Annotated in this window: 23 protein-coding genes; 9 read left to right on the top strand and 14 right to left on the bottom strand. The window is 69.9% G+C overall.

Going from position 1 to position 19,829, the window contains the following annotated elements; translation table 11 throughout:
- Positions 1 to 533 precede the first annotated feature (533 nt).
- Positions 534 to 1,715 carry a tyrosine-type recombinase/integrase gene (locus CXP56_RS10490; protein ID WP_028847110.1) on the top strand — a complete coding sequence of 394 codons (1,182 nt, stop codon included), beginning with the start codon at positions 534 to 536 and terminating at the stop codon, positions 1,713 to 1,715.
- A 298-nt stretch (positions 1,716 to 2,013) separates the two neighbouring features.
- A complete protein-coding gene (locus CXP56_RS10485; RefSeq protein ID WP_245566595.1) occupies positions 2,014 to 2,820 on the top strand; it encodes a sulfite exporter TauE/SafE family protein in 807 nt (268 codons plus the stop codon).
- A 26-nt stretch (positions 2,821 to 2,846) separates the two neighbouring features.
- Here the strand turns inward: CXP56_RS10485 and CXP56_RS10480 are convergent, their stop codons facing one another.
- A complete protein-coding gene (locus CXP56_RS10480) occupies positions 2,847 to 3,794 on the bottom strand; it encodes a LysR family transcriptional regulator (RefSeq protein ID WP_028847112.1) in 948 nt (315 codons plus the stop codon).
- A 137-nt stretch (positions 3,795 to 3,931) separates the two neighbouring features.
- Between CXP56_RS10480 and CXP56_RS10475 the strand changes: the two genes are divergently transcribed.
- Genes CXP56_RS10475 through CXP56_RS10460 form a run of 4 tightly spaced genes read left to right on the top strand, consistent with a single transcriptional unit; the run spans position 3,932 to position 6,768 of the window.
- A complete protein-coding gene (locus tag CXP56_RS10475) occupies positions 3,932 to 4,357 on the top strand; it encodes a hypothetical protein (RefSeq protein ID WP_028847113.1) in 426 nt (141 codons plus the stop codon).
- A complete protein-coding gene (locus CXP56_RS10470; RefSeq protein ID WP_038044771.1) occupies positions 4,327 to 5,202 on the top strand; it encodes an AAA family ATPase in 876 nt (291 codons plus the stop codon). The genes CXP56_RS10475 and CXP56_RS10470 overlap by 31 nt, the downstream gene beginning before the upstream one ends.
- A complete protein-coding gene (locus CXP56_RS10465) occupies positions 5,195 to 6,322 on the top strand; it encodes a vWA domain-containing protein (protein WP_028847114.1) in 1,128 nt (375 codons plus the stop codon). Before CXP56_RS10470 ends, CXP56_RS10465 begins: the two co-directional genes overlap by 8 nt.
- An 8-nt stretch (positions 6,323 to 6,330) precedes the next feature.
- Positions 6,331 to 6,768, top strand: a complete 438-nt coding sequence (locus tag CXP56_RS10460) for a hypothetical protein (RefSeq protein ID WP_028847115.1) — start codon at positions 6,331 to 6,333, stop codon at positions 6,766 to 6,768.
- A gap of 169 nt (positions 6,769 to 6,937) precedes the next feature.
- On the opposite strand, the gene CXP56_RS10455 is transcribed toward CXP56_RS10460, so the two are convergent.
- The 11 genes from CXP56_RS10455 to CXP56_RS10405 are packed head-to-tail and all read right to left on the bottom strand — an operon-like array spanning position 6,938 to position 14,020.
- Positions 6,938 to 7,321: a hypothetical protein gene (locus tag CXP56_RS10455; protein ID WP_028847116.1), complete on the bottom strand. Its 384-nt coding sequence runs from the start codon at positions 7,319 to 7,321 to the stop codon at positions 6,938 to 6,940.
- Entirely contained in the window at positions 7,318 to 7,593 is a 276-nt protein-coding gene (locus CXP56_RS10450) for a hypothetical protein (protein WP_028847117.1), read from the bottom strand. The genes CXP56_RS10455 and CXP56_RS10450 overlap by 4 nt, the downstream gene beginning before the upstream one ends.
- A 3-nt stretch (positions 7,594 to 7,596) precedes the next feature.
- Positions 7,597 to 7,869 (bottom strand): hypothetical protein, encoded by a 273-nt coding sequence (locus CXP56_RS10445; RefSeq protein ID WP_038044772.1) that lies wholly within the window; start codon positions 7,867 to 7,869, stop codon positions 7,597 to 7,599.
- A 1-nt stretch (position 7,870) separates the two neighbouring features.
- Entirely contained in the window at positions 7,871 to 8,098 is a 228-nt protein-coding gene (locus CXP56_RS10440) for a hypothetical protein (protein ID WP_028847119.1), read from the bottom strand.
- Between the two features lie 9 nt (positions 8,099 to 8,107).
- A complete protein-coding gene (locus CXP56_RS10435) occupies positions 8,108 to 8,362 on the bottom strand; it encodes a hypothetical protein (protein WP_028847120.1) in 255 nt (84 codons plus the stop codon).
- Between the two features lie 12 nt (positions 8,363 to 8,374).
- Complete coding sequence (locus tag CXP56_RS10430) at positions 8,375 to 8,956, bottom strand: SRPBCC family protein (RefSeq protein WP_028847121.1); 582 nt, start codon at positions 8,954 to 8,956, stop codon at positions 8,375 to 8,377.
- Positions 8,950 to 9,903: an XdhC family protein gene (locus CXP56_RS10425; protein ID WP_286900947.1), complete on the bottom strand. Its 954-nt coding sequence runs from the start codon at positions 9,901 to 9,903 to the stop codon at positions 8,950 to 8,952. Before CXP56_RS10425 ends, CXP56_RS10430 begins: the two co-directional genes overlap by 7 nt.
- A 51-nt stretch (positions 9,904 to 9,954) precedes the next feature.
- Positions 9,955 to 12,342 carry an aerobic carbon-monoxide dehydrogenase large subunit gene (locus CXP56_RS10420; RefSeq protein WP_286900946.1) on the bottom strand — a complete coding sequence of 796 codons (2,388 nt, stop codon included), beginning with the start codon at positions 12,340 to 12,342 and terminating at the stop codon, positions 9,955 to 9,957.
- Positions 12,339 to 12,860: a (2Fe-2S)-binding protein gene (locus CXP56_RS10415; protein ID WP_286900944.1), complete on the bottom strand. Its 522-nt coding sequence runs from the start codon at positions 12,858 to 12,860 to the stop codon at positions 12,339 to 12,341. Before CXP56_RS10415 ends, CXP56_RS10420 begins: the two co-directional genes overlap by 4 nt.
- A 1-nt stretch (position 12,861) precedes the next feature.
- The gene (locus tag CXP56_RS10410; RefSeq protein ID WP_286900943.1) at positions 12,862 to 13,737 is read right to left on the bottom strand and encodes an FAD binding domain-containing protein; all 876 of its coding nucleotides are present in this window, start codon (positions 13,735 to 13,737) and stop codon (positions 12,862 to 12,864) included.
- A 25-nt stretch (positions 13,738 to 13,762) separates the two neighbouring features.
- Positions 13,763 to 14,020: a hypothetical protein gene (locus tag CXP56_RS10405; RefSeq protein WP_028847126.1), complete on the bottom strand. Its 258-nt coding sequence runs from the start codon at positions 14,018 to 14,020 to the stop codon at positions 13,763 to 13,765.
- A gap of 223 nt (positions 14,021 to 14,243) precedes the next feature.
- Here CXP56_RS10405 and CXP56_RS10400 point away from each other — a divergent pair, with 223 nt between their 5' ends.
- Genes CXP56_RS10400 through CXP56_RS10390 form a run of 3 tightly spaced genes read left to right on the top strand, consistent with a single transcriptional unit; the run spans position 14,244 to position 18,010 of the window.
- Positions 14,244 to 15,116 (top strand): FAD binding domain-containing protein, encoded by an 873-nt coding sequence (locus CXP56_RS10400; RefSeq protein ID WP_286900941.1) that lies wholly within the window; start codon positions 14,244 to 14,246, stop codon positions 15,114 to 15,116.
- Positions 15,117 to 15,119: 3 nt separating this feature from the next.
- Positions 15,120 to 15,644: a (2Fe-2S)-binding protein gene (locus CXP56_RS10395; protein ID WP_028847128.1), complete on the top strand. Its 525-nt coding sequence runs from the start codon at positions 15,120 to 15,122 to the stop codon at positions 15,642 to 15,644.
- Positions 15,641 to 18,010, top strand: coding sequence for an aerobic carbon-monoxide dehydrogenase large subunit (locus tag CXP56_RS10390; RefSeq protein ID WP_028847129.1), 2,370 nt, complete (start codon positions 15,641 to 15,643; stop codon positions 18,008 to 18,010). Before CXP56_RS10395 ends, CXP56_RS10390 begins: the two co-directional genes overlap by 4 nt.
- 18 nt (positions 18,011 to 18,028) lie before the next feature.
- Here CXP56_RS10390 and CXP56_RS10385 read toward each other — a convergent pair whose 3' ends face one another.
- On the bottom strand, positions 18,029 to 19,393 hold the full coding sequence (locus CXP56_RS10385; protein ID WP_286900939.1) for an NAD(P)/FAD-dependent oxidoreductase: 1,365 nt from the start codon (positions 19,391 to 19,393) through the stop codon (positions 18,029 to 18,031).
- A partial coding sequence (locus CXP56_RS10380; RefSeq protein ID WP_286900938.1) for an aminotransferase class III-fold pyridoxal phosphate-dependent enzyme occupies positions 19,390 to 19,829 on the bottom strand: 440 nt, incomplete at its 5' end. The genes CXP56_RS10380 and CXP56_RS10385, both read right to left, overlap by 4 nt.

Raw genomic sequence — 19,829 nt, 5'->3', positions numbered from 1 at the left:
CCTACTTGATCTAGTTTTTTAGTTGCTCGCGACTATCTCTAAATCAAGTTTGATAGGTAACCGGAGAGGGAGGGGTGAGAATGACTGTTCTCACCCCTCCTTCTGGCGCGGGAAAAAGACGGATCCCCCTCCGACCGGCACCCGGAGCTCTGCAGGGGCACCACGGGCTCTGTAAGGGGGCAGCACCAGGGAGCTCTGTAGGGGACGCCACGGAAGCAGGAAGCGGCGCGGCGTGGGACCGGGAGACGCGGAAGCAACCACGTGGGACCGGAGGGCGCAGGTGCAACCGAGTGGGACTGAAGGGCGCAGGAGCAACGAGAAGCGTTCGTCAGGCGCCGCGACATTCGCGACGTAGGCGACGTAGGCACCGTCGGGAATGCGAGCGCAGCAAGCTCACGAAGTCGTGCGCCCGTTGATCAATGGATTGCCGCCGCGGGCTGTCCGTGACGTAAGGTCAAGATCGAGAGCCATCGTCCGTGGAGATGGAGACGTCCTCGTGACCGCGCTGGGCCCCCAGACGACCGACCGCAGCCATGTCCGCCGTTGACCTCACCAGCCCCGGATCCGGGTTGGCCGGGCTCGGCCCGGCCGACGGCGGCGACATGCGCGACATCGCCGCGGCCGTCGACCTCCTCCCCGCCCTGCCGCCGCCGGACCCGAGCGACCGCTACCACGTCCGCACCCTGACGGTGCTGTGGCTAGTCAGGCTGAGCGAGACCAGCCGCCGCAGCTACTACCAGGCACTGGCGGACTGGCTGGCCTGGTGCGACCGCCACGGCGTCGACCCGCTCGCCGCGCGCCGCGCGGACCGCGATGCCTGGCAGGCGGGCATGACCTCCCGCAAGGTCGGCCCAGGCAACGTCGTCTCCACGATCCCGGCGTCACCGGCGACCGTCGCGAAGCGCCTGGCCGTCGTGTCCAGCTGGTACGCCTACCTGGCCGAGAACGACATCGACGTGCGCAACCCCGCGGCGGGCGGCAGCAGGCCCAAGCCCCCGGCACGGTCGCGCCTGCCCGCACTGTCCGCCGACGAAATGTGCGGCTTCATCGACTGGCTGATCCGCCGCGCCGAACGGCTCGGCACCGAAGCGGCCTGGCGGGACGCCGCGCACCTTCACTTGCTGTTCGCCACCGGCCTGCGGGTCACGGCCAGCTGCACGGCCGAGTTCAAGGACATCCGCTTCGAGTCCGGCTACTGCGTGCTCTACTACCGCAAGAAGTCCCGTACCGCCGACGACTGGGACTTCGTGCCCTTGTCCGAGCACCTTCTGCAAACGCTCACCCGCTACTGGACGCTGCGCGCTCGCCGGGAAAGCGCCGAACGAGGCAAGCTCGTCACCGTCCAGGACCTCGAAGGCCCGCTCTTCGTCTCCACGCCCCATCCGCACCAGCCGGAGCGCACCGGCGGCGCGCCGCTGAATCAGAAGCACGTGCAGCGGCGGCTGCGCACGCTTGCCAGGCAAGCCGGACTGAGGTGCGCGGCGACCATCACGCCGCACTCCACCCGGCGCACGGCGGCCACCGTCGCGCTCGCCAACGGAGCCACCCTCGCCCAGGTGCAAGACCTGCTCGGACACGCCGATCCGAGAACGACGCGCCAGGGATACGACGCGTCCATTCACCGGCTGGAAACGAGCGCGGTCTGGACGATCGCAGACGTCACGGCCAACGGAGCCCCGGCACGAAAGCCGACTCCGCCCACCGCCGCGCGCTGACCGCAGAGGCACCCGGCACTCCGGACTCCCACCCGGGATCGCGCAGCCCACCGGCTTCCGCCCGGTGATGCACCCCTTCGGATCCCCACCTGGCCGCGCAGCCCACCTGACTCCCACCACGGATTCACACAGCCCACCGGACTCCTACCTGGTTCACCCAGCACAGCCGGTCCTCGCCCAGCGTTCACACAGCACAGCCGACCCCACCCGGGCGCACGCCTCAGCCATGGCCGGTGCTTGCCGGTGCCGTCCGGGCTTGTCGGTGCCAGTCGATGCCAGTCGGTGCCGCCGAGTGCGTGTGACCGTGCTTGTCACCATCCGGCCGCCCATCGATGCTGTGGGCGTGCTCGAGCACGTTCTCGTCCTGCTGGCCGGAATCGCGGCAGGTGCCCTGAACGCCATCGGCGGCGGTGGCACCTTCGTGGCGCTGCCCGCCCTCGTCGCTTTCGGCCTGCCGCCCGTGACCGCCAACGCCGTTTCCCGGGTCGCGCTGGTGCCCGGGGCCATCACCAGCGCGTGGGTCTACCGCCACGACCTGGTCTCGCTCGGCACCACGTCCACCAGAACCGTCACGATCGTCAGCGTGCTCGGCAGCGGTGTCGGCGCCGCCCTGCTGCTCGTACTGCCCTCGTCGATGTTCGACGCCGCCGTGCCCTGGTTGCTCGCCTTCGCCACCGTCGTGCTGGCCTTCGGGCGGCGACTGTCCCAGGCGCTCAGCGCGGCGCTGAACCGAACCGTGGCCATGAGCCCGCGCGCCGTCCTGGTCGGGCAGTTCGTCGTGGCCGCTTACGGTGGCTACTTCGGTGGCGCGGTCGGAATTCTGATGGTGAGCCTGTGGAGCGTCGGCCTCGGCCTCGATCCCGCGGTCAGCAACCCCATGCGCGTCACCCAGCTCGCCGCCATCTTCCTCAGCGCAAGCGTGCTGTTCCTCGTCGCCTCGGATGCGCTCGACGCGTCGACGATCCTGGTGGTGATGCTGGCCGGTGCGATAGCGGGCGGCTTCCTCGGCGCCCAACTGGCACGGCGCCTGCCCGCCTGGCTGCTGCGTGCGGCACTACTGGCAACCGCCGTCACCACGACAGTGCTCTATTTCCTGCGCGGATGACATTTCCTGCGCGGATGACGTGCAGGTCAGCGCCAGATCGTCACGTACACCGGCGGTTTGAAGCGCGACGGCGGCACGCCACTGCTCGGCGACTTCATCACGTGCATCGCGCTCGGTGTGCTCAGGAAGTGCCGCAGCGAGTTCGCCGCGGCCGACCGCCGATCTGCCGGCAGAGTGCTGACATGCCAGCACACCGGCATCGGTGTCGCGGGCGTGGGCACGACGGCAAGCTCCTGCCTGCGCAGCTCCGCCGCCACCAGGTGCTCCAGCGCCACCGTGACGCCCGCACCGCGAGCTGCCGCCGACCACGCCGCGGTCTGATTCGGGAAGACCTGGACCGCCGCGTCCGGCACGTTGAGGGCACGCAACAGCCGGCTCGTGTCCGTCTGTGGATCGGCTCCCGCCGGGTCCACCAGCCACTGCCAGTGCGATGGCGGCCCCTCGTATCGATGGCGTGGTGAGCCCACGACCACCAACTTGCTCTGGAAGATCGGCACGCTGTCGATCTCCTGCCCCGGTTCGCTGTCCAGGCGCGGCCCGATCGCCACGTCGGCCAGCCGGTTGGTGATCAGCACCGGCATTTCCGACACCTGCGCCAAGCCCGCCGTCGCCTCGATCCGGCCAGCCAATCGCTTCCCGAAGGCCTCGAACAGCGGGTTGGCGACGAACTCGGCGAACTCGCTGGTCACCGCGACCTGCAGGCGCTCGGGTGCGCCGTTGGCGCGCCGCACCGCCGCCTCGGCCTCGGCGCCGAGCGCGACCATCTGGGACGCGATCGGCAGCAGCTGCCGCCCGCCCGGCGTCAGGGTCATGCCGCCGGCCCGTTTGATCAACAGCTTGTCCCCGTGGTGCTGCCGCAGCGCCGCCAGCGCCTGCGACACCGCAGGCTCGCTCACCCCCAACGCCTTGGCGGCGTTGGTGACCGATCCGAGCCTGGCGACGAGTACGAACGCGTTGAGCTGGGCTAGGGTCACATCACTACATTCATCGTGATGCTGATCACAAATCAAGCCTACTTAATCGAACCCTTAATTCACCACGTCGAAAAGCCCCGACCGGGCTAGCTTGGGATCCAGCGGCCCCGCGACCCCGCAACGAAGGGGAGGCAGTCATGGCGGACGGCAGGCAGCACGCGGACGAGGCGGTCGAAGTGCTGCGCGACATCTGGCGGGCCCAAGGGCAGAACGTCGCCGAGGTGTTCGCCGAGTCGGGTGGCAAGTCGTGCAAGCGGATGGCCGCCGTCGGGTACGCGGAACTCGCCGGTGACACCGACGACCCGGTCGGAGCGTGGAAGGCGCGACTGGCCAGGGAGGGCAAGCTGCGCCCCGGCGGCTCGCTGCGTGAGCTGGTCCTCGGATCCGGCGACCCACCCGGACCGGCCGGCACCGGCACCCACCACCGGGCCGGTCACCACCCCGGTCAGCGGGCCGACGAGCAGGACCACCACGACTCCCACCACCACGCCCACGGCACGGAACACCACCAGCCCCACGGCAAGGAGCGTGCATGGACTACCCGCAGACCGTCGGCGAGCTGACCGACGCACTTCGCCGGACCGGGTATCTCGCCGACCGCGGGTTGTCGACCGCGTTGCTGGTCGGCATGTCCTTGCACCGTCCCGTGCTGCTGGAAGGCGAGGTCGGGGTCGGCAAGACCGAGGTGGCCAAGGCACTGGCCGCCACGTACGGCAAGCAGTTGATCCGCCTGCAGTGCTACGAGGGCATCGACACCAACCAGGCCCTCTACGAGTGGGACTACACCCGCCAGCTGCTGCACATCCGCGCGTTGTCCGAGCACCAGCTCGCCGACTCCGCAGCGGTGCGCGCGCTGTTCGGCCCCGAGTTCCTGCTCGAGCGGCCGCTGCTGGCGGCGGTGCGGGCCGGGTCGAACGCGGTGTTGCTGATCGACGAGATCGACCGCGCCGACGACGAGTTCGAAGCCTTCCTGCTCGAGGTGCTGTCGGACTTCCAGATCAGCATCCCCGAGATCGGCACGGTCACCGCCGGCGACCCACCGCTGGTCGTCCTCACCTCCAACCGCACCCGCGACCTGCACGACGCCCTCAAGCGCCGCTGCCTCTACCACTGGATCGGCTACCCGAGCCCGGAGCGCGAGACGGAGATCGTGCTGGCCAGGCAGCCGGAGATCCCCGGGACCCTGGCGAAGAAGGTGGTCGCGGCCGTCCAGCGCCTGCGCACGATGGACCTGGTCAAGCCGCCGGGGGTGGCGGAGACGATCGACTGGGCCCGCACCCTGTCGTTCCTCGGCGCCGAAGATTTGACCGAGGACCTGGCTGCCGACACGCTCGGCGCCGTGGTCAAGGACCGGGACGATCTGGACCTGGTCCGGCGAACACTCCGGGAAGTCACCTCCGGTGGGTAAGGCACCGTTCGTGGCCGCCTTGGTCGGCTTCGCCAGGGCGCTCCGAGACGCAGGCGTCACCGTCGGAACCGGTGACGTCCTGACCTACTGCGCGGCCATGGATCCGCTTGATCCGACCGACGTGGCGGACTTGTACTGGGGCGGCCGGACGACGCTGATCCGCCGGCACGCGGATCTGAAAACCTACGACGAGGTTTTCGCGCGCTACTTCCTCGGCGAAGACCTCAACGCTCCGGACGTGCTGCTGCGCATCCACTCCCCTGCGCAGACCTTCGGCGTGCTCAACGTTCCGCAGACCGAGCCAGACGAACCGATCGAGGAGCGCGAGGAACAGACGTCGCTCGGGCTGACCGCCTCCGACGTGGACATCCTCAAGGCGAAGGCATTCGCCGCGTGCACGGAGGACGAACGGGCGGCGCTGCGCAGGATCATGACCCGCATCCGGCTCACTCCCCCACGACGGCTGACCCGCCGCACCCGCCCGGCACCGCGCGGACGCAGGCCGGACCTTCCCCGGACCGTGCGCAACTCCCTGCGCACCGGCGGCGACCCGCTCCGCCTGCGCTGGCGGGCACGCCGCCACCGGCTCCGGCCACTGGTGCTCTTCCTGGACGTGTCCGGCTCGATGGCTGACTACTCCCGCGCGCTCATGCAGTTCGCCTACTCGACCCGGCGCGCGGCCGCCAAGGTCGAGGTGTTCTGCTTCGGCTCCCGGCTCACCCGGATCACCAGGGAACTCGAGGGCCGGGACCCGGACGCGGCCCTGGACAAGGCGTCCAGAGCCGTCGTCGACTGGGACGGCGGCACGCGCATCGGCGAATCGCTGCACGCATTCCTCCGCCGCTGGGGCCGCCGCGGCGTGACCCGAGGCGCGGTGGTCGTCATCTGCTCGGACGGCCTGGACCGTGGTGACCCGGAGCTGCTGGACACCGCGCTGGAACGGCTCAGCCGACAGTGCCACCGGCTGGTGTGGGTCAACCCGCATCTGGGCGACGATCCTGGCTTCCGTGCCCAGTCGCTGGGCATGATGGTGGCCGCGCCCCATGTCGACCGGATGCTGCCGGGTCACGACCTCCGCAGTCTCGAACGACTCGCGGCACTGCTGCCCGACCTGCGGTAGGAGGCACGATGATCCGTCTGGGCTCGGCCGCTGGATACGTCTTCGACGGCCCCCGTCTGCTGGCCGGCTGGTCTCCACCGAAGGAGCCGGGCGTGTACGCCGTGGTGTATCAGCCCGACCCCGGGCGCAAGCGGTACGCGGTGATCTACGTCGGTGAGTCGGACGACCTCTCCCAGGAAGGGTTCCCGTTCCGGCACCCCGCCGCACACCGCTGGGTGGAACGTGCCGGGTCGAAGTGGAAGCTGTCGATCTGCACGTTCCACGCCCCGGGCTGCACCGCCGCACACCGCGCGGAGATCGTCCGGGAACTCGTGGCCCACTACCGTCCGCGCTGCAACGTCGAGCGATACGAACGCGCCTGGAAAGACCACTGGATCGGGGCATATGAGGCTCCGACCACCACCGGTCCGCTGACCGAGCAGGGGCCGGAGCCCCGCACGCCCTAGCGCAGCGCGCCGCGGGACGTCGACCGGGCGGACGACACGACCCCCAGGGCGGCCGCCAGTGTGCATCCGCCTTCCCGACGAAACCGATTTTCACCGCGCGTGAGCGCTGCGCTGGTCCCCGACGCCGGAGGGCCCCGACCTTCGTGGCCATCCGGGAACGCGGGCGATTTCAGCGCGCGGCGACCACGTCGTCCGCAGGCGTGTAACCGACCGTCTCGTGCAGCCGCGTCCGGCGTACGCCCGAGGCCGGGCGGTTGACCGGCGGCTGCACGCTCGGGTCGACGGTCTGCGCCGTGGTGCCTGCCACGACACCTTCGGCCATCCCGTACAGCAGCGGGAGGGCACCGGCCACCACGCCGCCGGTGCGGTTGATGTGCTCCACCCCCGGGCCGATCAGCTTCGCGTGCCCGTGGATGGTCCGCACGGTCTCGGCGGCCTGTTCCAGATTGCCCGCGATGCGGGACAGCAGCGAGCCGGCCCAGAAGAGGTAGAACGCCAGCCCGGCGACGAGTAGCACGATGTCGACGACGGTCAGCAAGACGAGCAGGCTCATGACTTCACCTCCCCGAGGACGCGGCCGAGGAACAGGTGGTGCTGCAGGCCTTCGGCCAGCACCGCGTCCACCCGGGTCGCGGTTTCCGGAATCAGGGTCGTGTTCGCCGTGTTGCCGGCCGCGGCCGTCAGCGTCTCACCGACCGTCACCACGTTCCGGTCGATGACCTTCACCAGGTAGATCAGCAGGCTGAGCAGCGCGGCGACGGCCAGCACCACCACGAAGCCGGCGATGATCGCGATCCACCACAGCGTCTCGTCGGTACCCGTCATGACTCAACCCCCCAACCTGGCCCGGCCACGGGCGAGGCCTGCGACGATCACCTCGGCGTGATCGATGGTGGTGCGCAGCTGCTCGAGTGCGGCGGTGTTGTGCACCGCTCGCTGCAGCGGCTTGTTCAGTTCCTCGGCTTGCTGCCCGATCCGGCGGGCCAGCAGCAGGATGGGTGTGACCAGCGCGACGACGGCCAGCACCACGATCCCGCCGATGACGAAGCCGACGACCCAGCCGGTCACGTCGGTGTCGGCGGCTTGTGCGAGCGCGGTCATCTCACACCCCCTCGCAGAAGTCGCGTACCGGCTTGAGGTTGGCGTTCACCGAGGTCAGCACGCCGGGCACGGTCTCGGTGCGTTCGGCGATCGACTCGGCGCCGGCGTGGATGACGGCCAGCCGTTTGCGCACGTAGTTCAGATGCATGATGACCCGCAGCAATGCGACGGCGGTGAGTCCGATGATCAGCGCGGCGATGATCAGCGTGACCCAGGCGGCGGCAGGCATGATTCCTCCTCAGCCCAACAGCGTCCCGACGCTGCCCGCGTAGCGGACCGCGCCCACGGACACGTTCTCGATCGTTCGGTCGGTCTCGGCCAGCGCGTCCGGCACGCCGGCCAGTTCGTCGTCGAGCGCCCCGGCGGCCACCGCGATGTCGTCCACCGCGGCGCGGATCCGCTCCACCGCGGCGAGCACCCGGTTGAGCAGCGCGATCACCACCGGCAGCACCACGACTGCCAGCACCACGTTGCCGATCCACCACCACGTCATGGTTCTGCCTCCTCAGCTCGGGCTGCCCTGGTACGGCAGGAAGAACCGGGCGAAGACACGTTTCAGCGCCAACATCGCGGCCTGGAACCCGATACGGAATCCCCTGGCCGGCCGCGGGGCGGCGTGTGCGGGCGATTCGCCGCGCTCCTTGCGGCGGATCGCGTCCTGCAGATTCGCCGCGAAGTCGCGCATCAGCACCGACGAGACGTCCGAGATCATGCCCCGGCCGTATTGCGCCGCCGCGCCCGTGACCTGCAGATCCTGGGTGACGTCGACCCGGGTGCCGGTCCCCTGTCTGGACAGCACCGCGGTGACCTTCATGCTCGCCTCGCCGCGGCCCCGTTGTTCCGAGCCTGCCGCGTCGACCACGATCCGCTTGGCCGCCTCGTCCCGTTCGGCGATGGCCGCCTTGCCTTCGAACCGCAGCGACACCGGGCCCATGCGCACGCTGACCCGCCCGAGGTAGTTCTCGTCGCCGAGGTCCTCGGTGATCTCCGCGCCGGGCAGGCACGCCGCGACGCTGGGCACGTCGTCGAAGAAGCGCCAGACCTTCTCCACCGGCTGCGCGACGTCGAAGTGATTGGCAATCAGCATCGGGCCTCCTCCGGCTGATCCGACACATAGGACGCGGGATCCCGGCTGAACGCGCGACGACAACCGGGACAGCAGAAGTAGTAGGTGTGGCCCTGGTACTCGAACGGCCTGCCCGACTCGTCGGCGGTCACCGTCATGCCACACACCGGGTCCACCGCCTCGGCGGGTTGCCCGACCGCGGGCAGTCCGCTCGCCGGCAGCTCGCCTGCTGCCCGCAGCTGCACCAGTTCGGCCAGCACGCACACGGCGATCTCCCGGTGCGAGACGTGGCCGAGGTCCAATCCGGCGGGGACCCGCACCATGTCCAGGCGCTCCTTGGCAACGCCGCGGTCGGCGAGGTAGCCGAGCACCGCCTTGCCACGCTTGCGGGATCCCACCAGCGCGACGTATCCGGGCTCGGCGGCCAGCGCCTGCTCGACCGCCTCCTCGTCGTGGTGGCCCTGGGTCGCCACCACGACCAGGGCGTTGGGCGGCACGTCGGCCGAGGAAAACGCCGCGCCGTCGACCATCGTCGCCCGCCAGCCCAGCGCGGTGACCAGGTCGACGAGGGTGTGCGCCATCGGCGAGCGCCCGACGACCACGACCCGCGGTGCCGGCCGCACCGGCTCGACGAACACCTCGAGCGCGCCCTCGCTCTGGCACGAGATCGGCACCACGGTGGTGCCTTCCCGCACCTCGCCGGTGATCTGGTCGGCGGGCCCGAGCAGCAGGAGGCGGGGCTCGCCGTCGGCGAGGACCTCGCGCGCGTGGCGAACGATGACCGGCTCGGCGCACGCACCGCCGATCCAGCCGTGCACCTCGCCCGAGGCGGTCACGATCGCCCGGTTGCACTCCTTGCCCGACGACGGCCCCTGCCGCCACACCACGGTGGCCAGCGCGAACGCCTCGTCCCGCTGCGCCATCGCCGCAGCCTGTTCCAGCACGCCCCAGCCGGTGTGGTGCTCCATGTCCATCCACCTGCCCGTCCGGCCCGCCGGTTCCGCGGGCCACTCCAGCCGTCAGTCCTCGGTGCGCACCGGCGGCGCACCGGAGACGTCGCGGCGTTTGGTGAGTGCTTCCCACACCCGGTCCGGCAACAGCGGCATGTCGATGTTGCGCACCCCGGTGTGCGAGATCGCGTCCAGCACGGCGTTGACGAAGGCCGCGGGCCCCCCGACGGCGGCACATTCGCCGATGCCCTTGGCGCCGATCGGGTGGTGCGGCGACGGCGTGACGACTTCGCTGTGCAGCTCGAAGCCGGGCGTCTCCCACGCGGTCGGCAGCAGGTAGTCCATGTAGTTCGAGCCGATGCAGTTGCCTTCCGCGTCGTAGGTCTGGAACTGCATGCTCGACATGGCGTAGGCCTCGGTGAGACCGCCCATGATCTGTCCTTCGACGATCATCGGGTTGATGCGCACCCCGCAGTCGTCGACGGCGACCACCTTCAGTACGTCCCACACGCCGGTTTCCGGGTCGACCTCGACGGTGGCGATGTAGACCGCGAACGGCCATGTCATGTTCGGCGGGTCGTAGTAGGCGTGGTGCTCCAGCCCGGGCTCCATGCCGTCCGGCATGTTGCCGTAGGCGGCCATGGCGCATTCCTGGATCGTCACGCCACGCTCGGGCGAGCTGCGCAGGTAGAACCGGCCGAGCTCCCACTCGACGTCCTCTTCCGAAGCCTCCAGCAGGTGCGCGGCGATCGCCCTGGCCTTCGCCCGGATCTTGCGTGCCACCATCGCCGTCGCGGCCCCGGCGACCGGCGTGGACCGTGAGGCGTAGGTGCCCATGCCGAACGGCGCGGTGTCGGTGTCACCGTGCTCGACCACCACGTCGTCGGCGGGGATGCCCAGCTCGTGGCTGACGATCTGGGCGAACGTGGTCTCGTGGCCCTGGCCCTGGGTCTTCGACCCGATGCGCAGCAGCGCCTTGCCGGTCGGGTGGATCCGCAGCTCGGCGGAGTCGAACATCTTGATGCCGAGGATGTCGTACTCCCGGCTGTTGCCTGCGCCGAGCGGCTCGGTCATGGTCGAGATGCCCAGCCCGAGCAGCCTGCCTTTGGCCCGGGCTTCCTCCTGCTGCTTGCGGAAGTTGTCGTAGTCGATGGCCTTCAGGCCGACCTCCAGGCACTTGTGGTACTGGCCGGAGTCGACCAGGAAGCCGAACGGCGTGCGGTGCGGGAACTGGTCGTCACGGACCAGGTTGCGCCTGCGGAACTCCGCCTGGTCCATGCCCAGGTCGTTGGCCGCGGCGTGCATCATCCGTTCCTGGAAGTACATCGCCTCGGTGACCCGGAACGAGCAGCGGTAGGCGACCCCGCCTGGTGCCTTGTTGGTGTAGACGCCGCGCGCCACCAGGTGCGCGTTCGGCACGTTGTAGCAGGCGAACGTGGAGTGCAGCAGGCCGATCTTGAACTTGCTCGGCTGCGCGTCGGCGTAGAAGGCGCCGTGGTCGCTGTCGGCGCGGATGCGGATGCCGAGGATCCTGCCGTCCTTGGACAGGGCCATTTCGCTGTCCAGGTACATGTCCCTGGCGAACCCGGTGGAGATCAGGTTGCCGGTCTTGTCCTCGATCCACTTCACCGGCCGTTCCAGCAGGATGGAGCACAGGATCGCGCACACGTAGCCGGGGTAGACCGGCACCTTGTTGCCGAAGCCGCCGCCGATGTCCGGGGCGACGATACGGATCATGTGCTCGGGCAGCTCGGCGATCATGGCCACGGCGGCGCGCACGATGTGCGGGGCCTGCGTGGTCATGTAGACGGTGAGCTTGCCGGTGGCCCGGTTGAAGTCGGCCACCGCACCGCACGGCTCGATCGGCGACGGGTGCGAGCGCGGGTAGTGCAGCCGCAGCCTGGAGATCACGTCGGCCTGCTCGAACGCGCGGTCGGTTCCCTCCTTGTCGCCGACTTCCCAGGTGTAGATGAGGTTGTCCTGCTGGCCCGCCTTGTCGTCCCGGATGACCGGGGCGCCTTCGGCCATCGCCTGCTCCGGGGTGACCAGGGCGGGCAGCGGCTCGTACTCGACGTCGATCAGCTCGCAGGCGTCCTTGGCGATGTACGGGTCGTCGGCCACCACGCAGGCCACTTCCTGTCCCTGGAAGCGCACCTTGTCGGTGGCCAGCACCGCCTGGGTGTCGTAGGACAGCGTCGGCATCCAGGCCAGGTTGCGGGTGGCGGCCATCTCGCCGGTCAGCACCATGCGCACACCGGGCACTTCCCATGCGCGGCTGGTGTCGATCTTCTTGATCCGGGCGTGCGCCACCGGGCTGCGCAGGATCTCCATGTGCAGCATGCCGGGCAGCACGATGTCGTCGACGTAGTTGCCCTTGCCGCGGATGAACCGGTCGTCCTCGACGCGCTTGCGGCTGGTGCCGAGCCCGCCGATCTTGCGTTCGTCGACCGCCGTCATGCTTGCTCACCCCGCATCTTGCGGCCCGCCCACTGCACCGCCTTGACGATGTTCTGGTAGCCCGTGCAGCGGCACAGGTTTCCGGACAGGGCCCAGCGAATCTCGTCCTCCGACGGGTCCGGGTTCTCCTCGAGCAGGGCCTTGGCGGACATCAGCATCCCCGGGGTGCAGAACCCGCACTGCAGGCCGTGCTCCTCCTTGAAGCCTTCCTGCAGCGGGTGCAGCTCACTGGGCGTGGACAGACCCTCCACGGTCTGCACCTCGGCGCCGTCGGCCTGCACCGCGAGCATCGTGCACGACTTCACCGGGCGCCCGTTCACCAGCACGGTGCAGGCGCCGCAGTTCGTCGTGTCGCAGCCCATGTGGGTGCCGGTCAGGCCGAGCCCCCGGCGCAGCAGGTGCACCAGCAGCAGCCGTGGCTCCACCTCGGCCGTCTTGGTCTCCCCGTTGACCGTGACGCGGATCCGGCGGATCGGTACCTCGGCGCCGGTCGCGGATTCTTCGTGCACAACCGTCATCTCATGCCGCCTTTCCCGCGGGGGTGGGTAGGACGCGACGCAGCGCCCTGCTGACGAACGTGCGCACCACGTGGCGCTTGTAGTCCGCGCTGCCTCGGTGGTCCGTCTGGGGATTGGCCGATTCCGCGGCCAGCTCGGCCGCCTCGGCGATGGTCTGTTCGGTCAGCTCACGACCGACGATCGCCTCTTCCGCGGCGGTGGCCCGCTGCCCGAGCGTGCCCACGCCGGTCAGGGCGATGCCTGCGCGGGTGATGCGGCCCTGATCGGTCTCCACCGCGACAGCCGCTCCCGCCGTGGCGAAGTCGCCCACCCGGCGCTCCAGCTTGAAGTAGGCGCCCGCGGGCTGGTGCCGTGGCGGCGGGATCACCGCCTCGACGGCGATCTCGCCCGGTCGCAGCGCGGGCGTGAACGGGCCGAGGACGAACTCCGTCATCGGCACGGTGCGCCTGCCGTCCGGCCCGACGACCACGACCGACGCGTCCAGTGCCAGCAGTACGGCCGACCAGTCCCCCTGCGGGTCGGCGTGGCAGATCGAGCCGACCAGGGTGCCGCGATGCCGCACCACCGGGTCGGCCACCAGCGGCGCCGCGGAGGCGACCACGGGGAAGTTGCCGAGCAGCGTCGACCGTTCCAGGTCGGCGTGCCGACACAGCGCGCCGACGTGCAGCGCGCCGTCCGACCCGGTGCGGTGGTACTCCAGGTCGGGCACGGTGTTCAGGTCGACCAGCAGCGCAGGCGCGGCGAACCGCAGCTTGAGCAGCGGCACCAGGCTCTGCCCGCCGGCCAGCACCTTGGCCTCGTCGCCGTACTCGGCCAGCAGCGCCTGGGCCTGGTCCAGCGAACGGGGCGCCTCGTAGGCGAAGCGGGGCGGGTACATGGATCCTCCTCGGGGCGAAGCCGGGCTACTCGCGCATCCGGTTCTCGTCGGGCGGTTCCGGCACCGCGATCGGCACCGTGTCGTCGGCGGGGTCCGGCCGCGGCTGCTGGTGCGGCGGCCACGGCCCCGGTACCGGCTGGCCTGCGACCTTGAAGAACTCGAGCAGCTGCGGCCAGGCCTGCACGGTCGGGCTGCCGCCCGGTTTCGGTTCCTGCGGTGCGTTGGCGAAAAGTTCGATCAGCCGCGGGTTGCCGCGGCTGTGGCCGTCCGACTCCGTCCGCATGGCTGACACCTCTCGACAGGACGCGCTGGCGTCATGTGGTGGAACCGTGATGATCCACCCCTCGGACGTGCGGCAAAACCGAGTAATAAGGCTTTGGTTAATCACTATCGGGTGATAGCGGCGCGGCAGGTAAGAGATCGCTTAACCGGGCCTTGCCAGCGGAGCATGCGCCGATGAAGATGACCGGCGCCGGCACTGCTCACCAGGCAGCTGGGAGACCCGCATGCAGGTACCCGCGCAGTTCGAATACGAACGAGCCACCAGCGTCGCGCATGCGGTGGATCTGCTGGTCAAGTACAACGGCGCCGGCCGGGTGATCGCAGGCGGGCACAGCCTGATCCCGATGATGAAGCTGCGGCTGGCCAGGCCGGAGGTGCTCATCGACATCAACGAGGTCGGTGAACTGGCCGGAATCGTGCGCGACGGCGACGAACTGCGGATCGGGGCGCTGGTGCGGCACAACGAATTGCTCGATTCGGCCGAGGCGGCGCAGCTGTTTCCGATTCTGGTGGACGCCGAACGGGTGATCGCCGATCCGATCGTGCGGAATCGCGGCACCGTCGGCGGATCGTTGTGCCAGGCCGATCCGTCCGAGGATTTGTCCGCGGCATTCAGCGCGCTGCGCGCTGATGCGGTCATCCAAGGTCCGCAGATTCGGCGCACGGTGCCGATCCGAGACTTCTTCGTCGGCCCGTACGAAACCGTCGTCGGGCCGGACGAGCTGCTGGTCGAGCTGCGCGTGCCGGTGCGGCCGGGCAGCGGCAGCGCATTCGTCAAAGTGAGCAGGCGCGCCGGGGACTGGGCGGTCGGCGCGGTCGGCGCCGCCGTGTGGCTGGCGGGCGACGTGATCACCGAGGTCGGGATCGGGTTGTCCGCGCTCGGCGCGCAGAATTTCGTCGCCGTCGAGGCGGAGGACTTCCTGCGCGGGCGAGTGGTGTCGGCGGAGGCGTTCGCCGAGGCCGGGCGCATCGCCGCCGAGCACTGCGATCCACCGGTCGACCAGCGCGGCCCGGCGGACTACAAGCGGCATCTGGCGGCGACGTTGGTGGCGCGCTCGCTGACGCTGGCAAGCCACCGGGCAGGGCGAGAGGTGTGAGGCGTGGACATCACCGTGACGGTCAACGGTCGGCAGTACCGGCGCACCATCGAGCCGCGGGTGCTGCTCGCCTACTTCCTCCGGGACGAGCTGGGCCTGACCGGTACCCACCTGGGCTGCGACACGTCCAACTGCGGGGCGTGCGTGGTGTGGTTGGACGGCCTGCCGGTCAAGTCGTGCACGGTGCTGGCCGCGATGGCCGACGGCAAACAGGTACGCACCGTCGAGTCGCTGGCGCGCAACGGGCAGCTGGATCCGGTGCAGCAAGCGTTCATCGACTGTCACGGGGCCCAGTGCGGATTCTGCACCCCGGGCATGCTGATGACCGCACGCTGGCTGCTGGACCGCGATCCGGATCCTTCCGAGGAGCGGATCCGCGAGGCGATTTCCGGACAGCTGTGTCGCTGCACCGGGTACGAGAACATCGTGCGGGCTATCCGGCGCGCCGCCGAGCTGAGCAACACGGCGGACGACGACGGCTCCTCCGCGGCCCTGGCGGGTGAGCAACGAGACGAGGTGGCGTCGTGACCGCGGACGGCAACGGCTCGGCCTTCGGCTCACGGATCCGCAAAGAGGACGCCCGGTTCGTCCGCGGGCTGGGAAAGTTCGTCGACGACGTGGTTCTGCCCGGCATGCTGCACGGCGCGATGCTGCGCAGCCCGATGGCGCACGCCAGGATCGTGTCGGTCGACGTCAGTGCCGCGTTGGCACACCCCAGAGTGAAGACCGTGATCACCGGGGAGATGCTGGCCGAACGCGGCATGGCCTGGATGCCCACGCTGTCCTACGACCAACAAGCTGTGCTGGCCACCGACAAGGTGCGTTTCCAGGGGCAGGAAGTCGCTTTCGTCGTCGCAGAAGACCGCTACGCCGCGCGCGACGCTCTCGAGCTGATCGACGTCGAGTACGAGCCGCTGCCTGCCGTGGTCGACGCTCACCAGGCGTTGGCGCCGGACGCCCCGGTGATCCGCGACGACCGGCCCGGTCAGCAGGACAACCACATCTTCGACTGGGAATCCGGCGACGCCCAGCGCGTGGCCGAGGTGTTCGCCGAGGCCGACGTGGTGGTCGAGCAGGACATGCTCTATCCGCGGGTGCATCCCGCGCCGCTGGAGACCTGCGGGATCGTGGCCGACATGGACCCGGTCAGCGGCCGCCTGACCGTGTGGTCGACCGCCCAGGCACCGCACGCCCACCGCTCGCTGTACGCGCAACTGACCGGCATTCCGGAGCATCGGATCCGGGTGATCGCCAACGACATCGGCGGTGGCTTCGGCAACAAGGTCGGCGTCTACCCCGGATACGTGTGCGCGATCGTCGCGTCGATGATCACCCAGCAACCGGTCAAGTGGATCGAGGACCGGGCGGAGAACCTGATGAGCACGGCATTCGCCAGGGACTACCACATGCGCGGCGAGATCGCCGCCCGCTCCGACGGCACGATCCTCGGCCTGCGCGTCCGGGTGCTGGCCGACCACGGCGCGTTCAACGCCACCGCGCAGCCGTCCCGCTACCCGGCGGGGTTCTTCGGTGTGTTCACCGGCTCCTACGACCTGCAAGCCGCCCACTGCTCGGTCACCGGCGTCTACACCAACAAGGCGCCCGGCGGGGTGGCCTACTCGTGCTCGTTCCGCGTCACCGAGGCGGTCTACCTGGTCGAGCGCATGGTCGACCTGTTGGCGTGCGAGCTGGACATGGACCCCGCCGAGCTGCGCATGCGCAACCTGATCCGGCCCGAGCAGTTCCCGTACGACACGGCCACCGGGTGGCGGTACGACTCGGGCGACTACCCGCGGGCGCTGGCCAAGCTGCTGGACATGGCCGGCTACCACGACCTGCGCGCCGAGCAGGCGGCCAAGCGTGAGCGCGGCGAGCTGATGGGCATCGGCCTGAGCTTCTTCACCGAGGCGGTCGGAGCCGGGCCACGCAAGCACCTGGACATGTACGGATTCGGCATGGCCGACGGCGCGGAACTGCGTGTCCACCCGTCGGGTACCGCGGTGCTGCGGGTGTCGTGCATGTCGCAAGGCCAGGGGCACGAGACGACGTTCGCGCAGCTGGTGGCCAACGAGCTCGGGATCGGCGTGGACGAGGTGGACGTCGTGCAAGGCGACACCGACCACACGCCGTTCGGGGTGGGCACATACGGATCGCGTTCGATCGCCGTGTCGGGAGCGGCCGCGGTGACCGTGGCGCGGAAGGTGCGGGAACAAGCGCGGTTGATCGCCGCCGCCATGCTGGAAGCCGACCCCGAAGACCTCGAGTGGGGTGACGGACGCTGGTACGTGCGCGGTGTCGAAGGCGCCGGGCACACGCTGGCCGAGATCGCTCGTGCCGCGCACGCCGACATCGACCTTCCCGACGGGGTCGACGGCCAGCTCGCCGCCAGCACCGTCTACAACCCGCCGAACCTCACCTTCCCGTTCGGCGCGTATCTGTGCGTGGTCGACGTCGACCCGGATACCGGACAGGTCACGGTGCGCAGGTTCGTCGCCGTCGACGACTGCGGGGTGCGGATCAACCCGATGATCGTGGACGGCCAGATCCACCGAGGCCTGGCCGACGGCATCGGCATGGCGCTGATGGAGCACATCGCCTTCGACGCCGACGGCAACCATCTGGGCGGCTCGTTCATGGACTACCTGTTGCCCACCGCGCTGGAATGCCCGTCGTGGGAGCTCGGCGAGACCGTCACGCCGTCGCCGCACCACCCGGTCGGGGCGAAAGGCATCGGCGAAGCGGCCACGGTCGGTTCCCCGGCCGCGGTGGTGAACGCCGTGATGGACGCGCTCCGGCCCTGCGGGGTGCGGCACGCCGACATGCCGCTCACGCCCGCCGCGGTGTGGCGGGCGATCCAAGGCCGTGCGCTGCGCAGTGACCTGGCGATCAGGTGAGCGCCGAGCTCGCGTGCGCTATTCGCCGGTGAGGTGGCCGAGCACCGCAGCGGGCCGGAACACGCGCCCCGTCCTGGCTTCCCGGGCATCGGCGAACTCGGCCAGGCGCAGGCCGGCGTTGATCGCCAGCCAGCGCAGCGGTTCGGGTTCCCACTGCGGCCACCGATGACCGACCCAAGGCAGCCGGGCCCGTGCTGAATCCCGCCCGCTGATCAGGTCGGCGAGCGTCCGTCCGGCGAGGTTCGCAGTCGCGACACCGTCACCGACGTATCCCCCGCCCCACGCCAGCCCGGTCGAGCGGTCCAGTCCCACCGACGCCGTCCAGTCGCGCGGAACACCGAGTGGTCCGCCCCACCTGTGCGTCACCGGCGGCCGCGGGCCCAACGCCGGGAACAGATCCACCAGCGTCCGGTCGATCGCGGTGTGGACGCGCGTGTCCTGGCCGAATGCGGGCGCCACCTGCGAGCCGTAGTGATAGGGCGCACCACGCCCGCCGAATGCCAGCCGGTCGTCCGCGGTCCGCTGGCCGTAGATGATCATGCGACGGAAGTCGGAGAACGTCTCCCGGCGCGCGAGACCGGCATGCGCCCAGAAGGACGCCGGCAACGGCTCGGTCACCGCCATCAGCGAGTACAGCGGGACCAGCAGACGACGGTGACCGGGCAACCCGGCGGTGTAGCCCTCGGTCGCGCGCACGATCACCTCGGCGCGCACGCTGCCCGCTTCCGTCTCGACGCGTCCCGGCTGCAGCCGCAGCACACGAGTCTGTTCGCGAATGGTCACGCCAAGCCGTTCCACCGCGTCGGCCAGGCCGCGCACCAGCTTCCCGGGGTGTATCGCCGCACAGTGCGGTGTGTAGGTCCCGCCGCGCACTCGCGTTGCGTTGCACAGAGCAGACGCCTCCGGCGCCGCCAGCCACGCCAGCCCGGTGCCGAAAGGAGCCTCGGCGTCCACGACCGCTCGTCCGCGCGCTTCTTGCACTGCCGATCGGGCCAGGACCACCGTGCCGCCCTTGGCGTAGTCGCAGTCGACACCTTCTGCCGTCGCGACCCGGCCGATCTCGTCGATCGTGTCCCGCATGGCCGCCACCAGGGCGCTCGCCCGGGCCACGCCGTGCTTGCGCGCGACCGCGGCCGGCGATGCCGGGAAGAGTGCCGAGCACCAGCCGCCGTTGCGTCCGCTGGCCCCGTAGCCGGCCACTTGCGCCTCGAGGACGACGATGCGCAGCCCGGGGTCCGCTGCGGCGAGGTAGTAGGCGGTCCACAGCCCGGTGAATCCGGCGCCGATGACGACGACATCGGCGTCCGTGCTGCCCGGGAGTGCCGCGCGCGGTGTCAGGTCTGCCGTCGACAGCCAGTAGCTGATCGGCCCCTGGCCGCTCACAAGCGGCTCCAGGCCTCCGACAACACCGTCCGGAGGATCTGCTCCATTTCCGCGAAATGCGGTTCCTCGCAGATGAGCGGCGGCGCCAGCTGTACCACCGGATCGCCGCGGTCGTCGGCACGGCAGTACAGGCCGTTCTCGTAGAGCGCCTTCGACAGGAACCCGCGCAGCAGGCTCTCCGACTCGTCCTCGTCGAACGTCTCGCGGGTGTTCTTGTCCTTCACCAGTTCGATGCCGAAGAAGTACCCGTCGCCGCGCACGTCTCCGACGATCGGCAAGTCGTACAACCGCTCCAGATACGAGCGGAACAGGTCGGTGTTGGCTCGTACGTGCGCGTTGAGGTCTTCCCTGGCGAACAGATCGAGGTTCGCCAGGGCAACGGCGGACGCCACCGGGTGCCCGCCGAACGTGGCGCCGTGCGCGAACCAGTTGGTGC

It is taken from the genome of Thermocrispum sp. (assembly GCF_002919275.1).
Classification (GTDB): domain Bacteria; phylum Actinomycetota; class Actinomycetes; order Mycobacteriales; family Pseudonocardiaceae; genus Thermocrispum; species Thermocrispum agreste.
Note: the sequence above shows the minus strand (reverse complement) of the source record. Positions and strands in the feature narration are given on the sequence as shown.

What these genes read in the sequence shown, in the direction of transcription:
- CXP56_RS10490 (WP_028847110.1), top strand. Translation starts at nt 534, where the DNA reads ATGTCCGCCGTTGACCTCACCAGCCCCGGATCCGGGTTGGCCGGGCTC.
- CXP56_RS10475 (WP_028847113.1), top strand. Translation starts at nt 3,932, where the DNA reads ATGGCGGACGGCAGGCAGCACGCGGACGAGGCGGTCGAAGTGCTGCGC.
- CXP56_RS10470 (WP_038044771.1), top strand. Translation starts at nt 4,327, where the DNA reads ATGGACTACCCGCAGACCGTCGGCGAGCTGACCGACGCACTTCGCCGG.
- CXP56_RS10460 (WP_028847115.1), top strand. Translation starts at nt 6,331, where the DNA reads ATGATCCGTCTGGGCTCGGCCGCTGGATACGTCTTCGACGGCCCCCGT.
- CXP56_RS10455 (WP_028847116.1), bottom strand. Translation starts at nt 7,321, where the DNA reads ATGAGCCTGCTCGTCTTGCTGACCGTCGTCGACATCGTGCTACTCGTC.
- CXP56_RS10450 (WP_028847117.1), bottom strand. Translation starts at nt 7,593, where the DNA reads ATGACGGGTACCGACGAGACGCTGTGGTGGATCGCGATCATCGCCGGC.
- CXP56_RS10445 (WP_038044772.1), bottom strand. Translation starts at nt 7,869, where the DNA reads ATGACCGCGCTCGCACAAGCCGCCGACACCGACGTGACCGGCTGGGTC.
- CXP56_RS10440 (WP_028847119.1), bottom strand. Translation starts at nt 8,098, where the DNA reads ATGCCTGCCGCCGCCTGGGTCACGCTGATCATCGCCGCGCTGATCATC.
- CXP56_RS10435 (WP_028847120.1), bottom strand. Translation starts at nt 8,362, where the DNA reads ATGACGTGGTGGTGGATCGGCAACGTGGTGCTGGCAGTCGTGGTGCTG.
- CXP56_RS10430 (WP_028847121.1), bottom strand. Translation starts at nt 8,956, where the DNA reads ATGCTGATTGCCAATCACTTCGACGTCGCGCAGCCGGTGGAGAAGGTC.
- CXP56_RS10425 (WP_286900947.1), bottom strand. Translation starts at nt 9,903, where the DNA reads ATGGAGCACCACACCGGCTGGGGCGTGCTGGAACAGGCTGCGGCGATG.
- CXP56_RS10420 (WP_286900946.1), bottom strand. Translation starts at nt 12,342, where the DNA reads ATGACGGCGGTCGACGAACGCAAGATCGGCGGGCTCGGCACCAGCCGC.
- CXP56_RS10415 (WP_286900944.1), bottom strand. Translation starts at nt 12,860, where the DNA reads ATGACGGTTGTGCACGAAGAATCCGCGACCGGCGCCGAGGTACCGATC.
- CXP56_RS10410 (WP_286900943.1), bottom strand. Translation starts at nt 13,737, where the DNA reads ATGTACCCGCCCCGCTTCGCCTACGAGGCGCCCCGTTCGCTGGACCAG.
- CXP56_RS10405 (WP_028847126.1), bottom strand. Translation starts at nt 14,020, where the DNA reads ATGCGGACGGAGTCGGACGGCCACAGCCGCGGCAACCCGCGGCTGATC.
- CXP56_RS10400 (WP_286900941.1), top strand. Translation starts at nt 14,244, where the DNA reads ATGCAGGTACCCGCGCAGTTCGAATACGAACGAGCCACCAGCGTCGCG.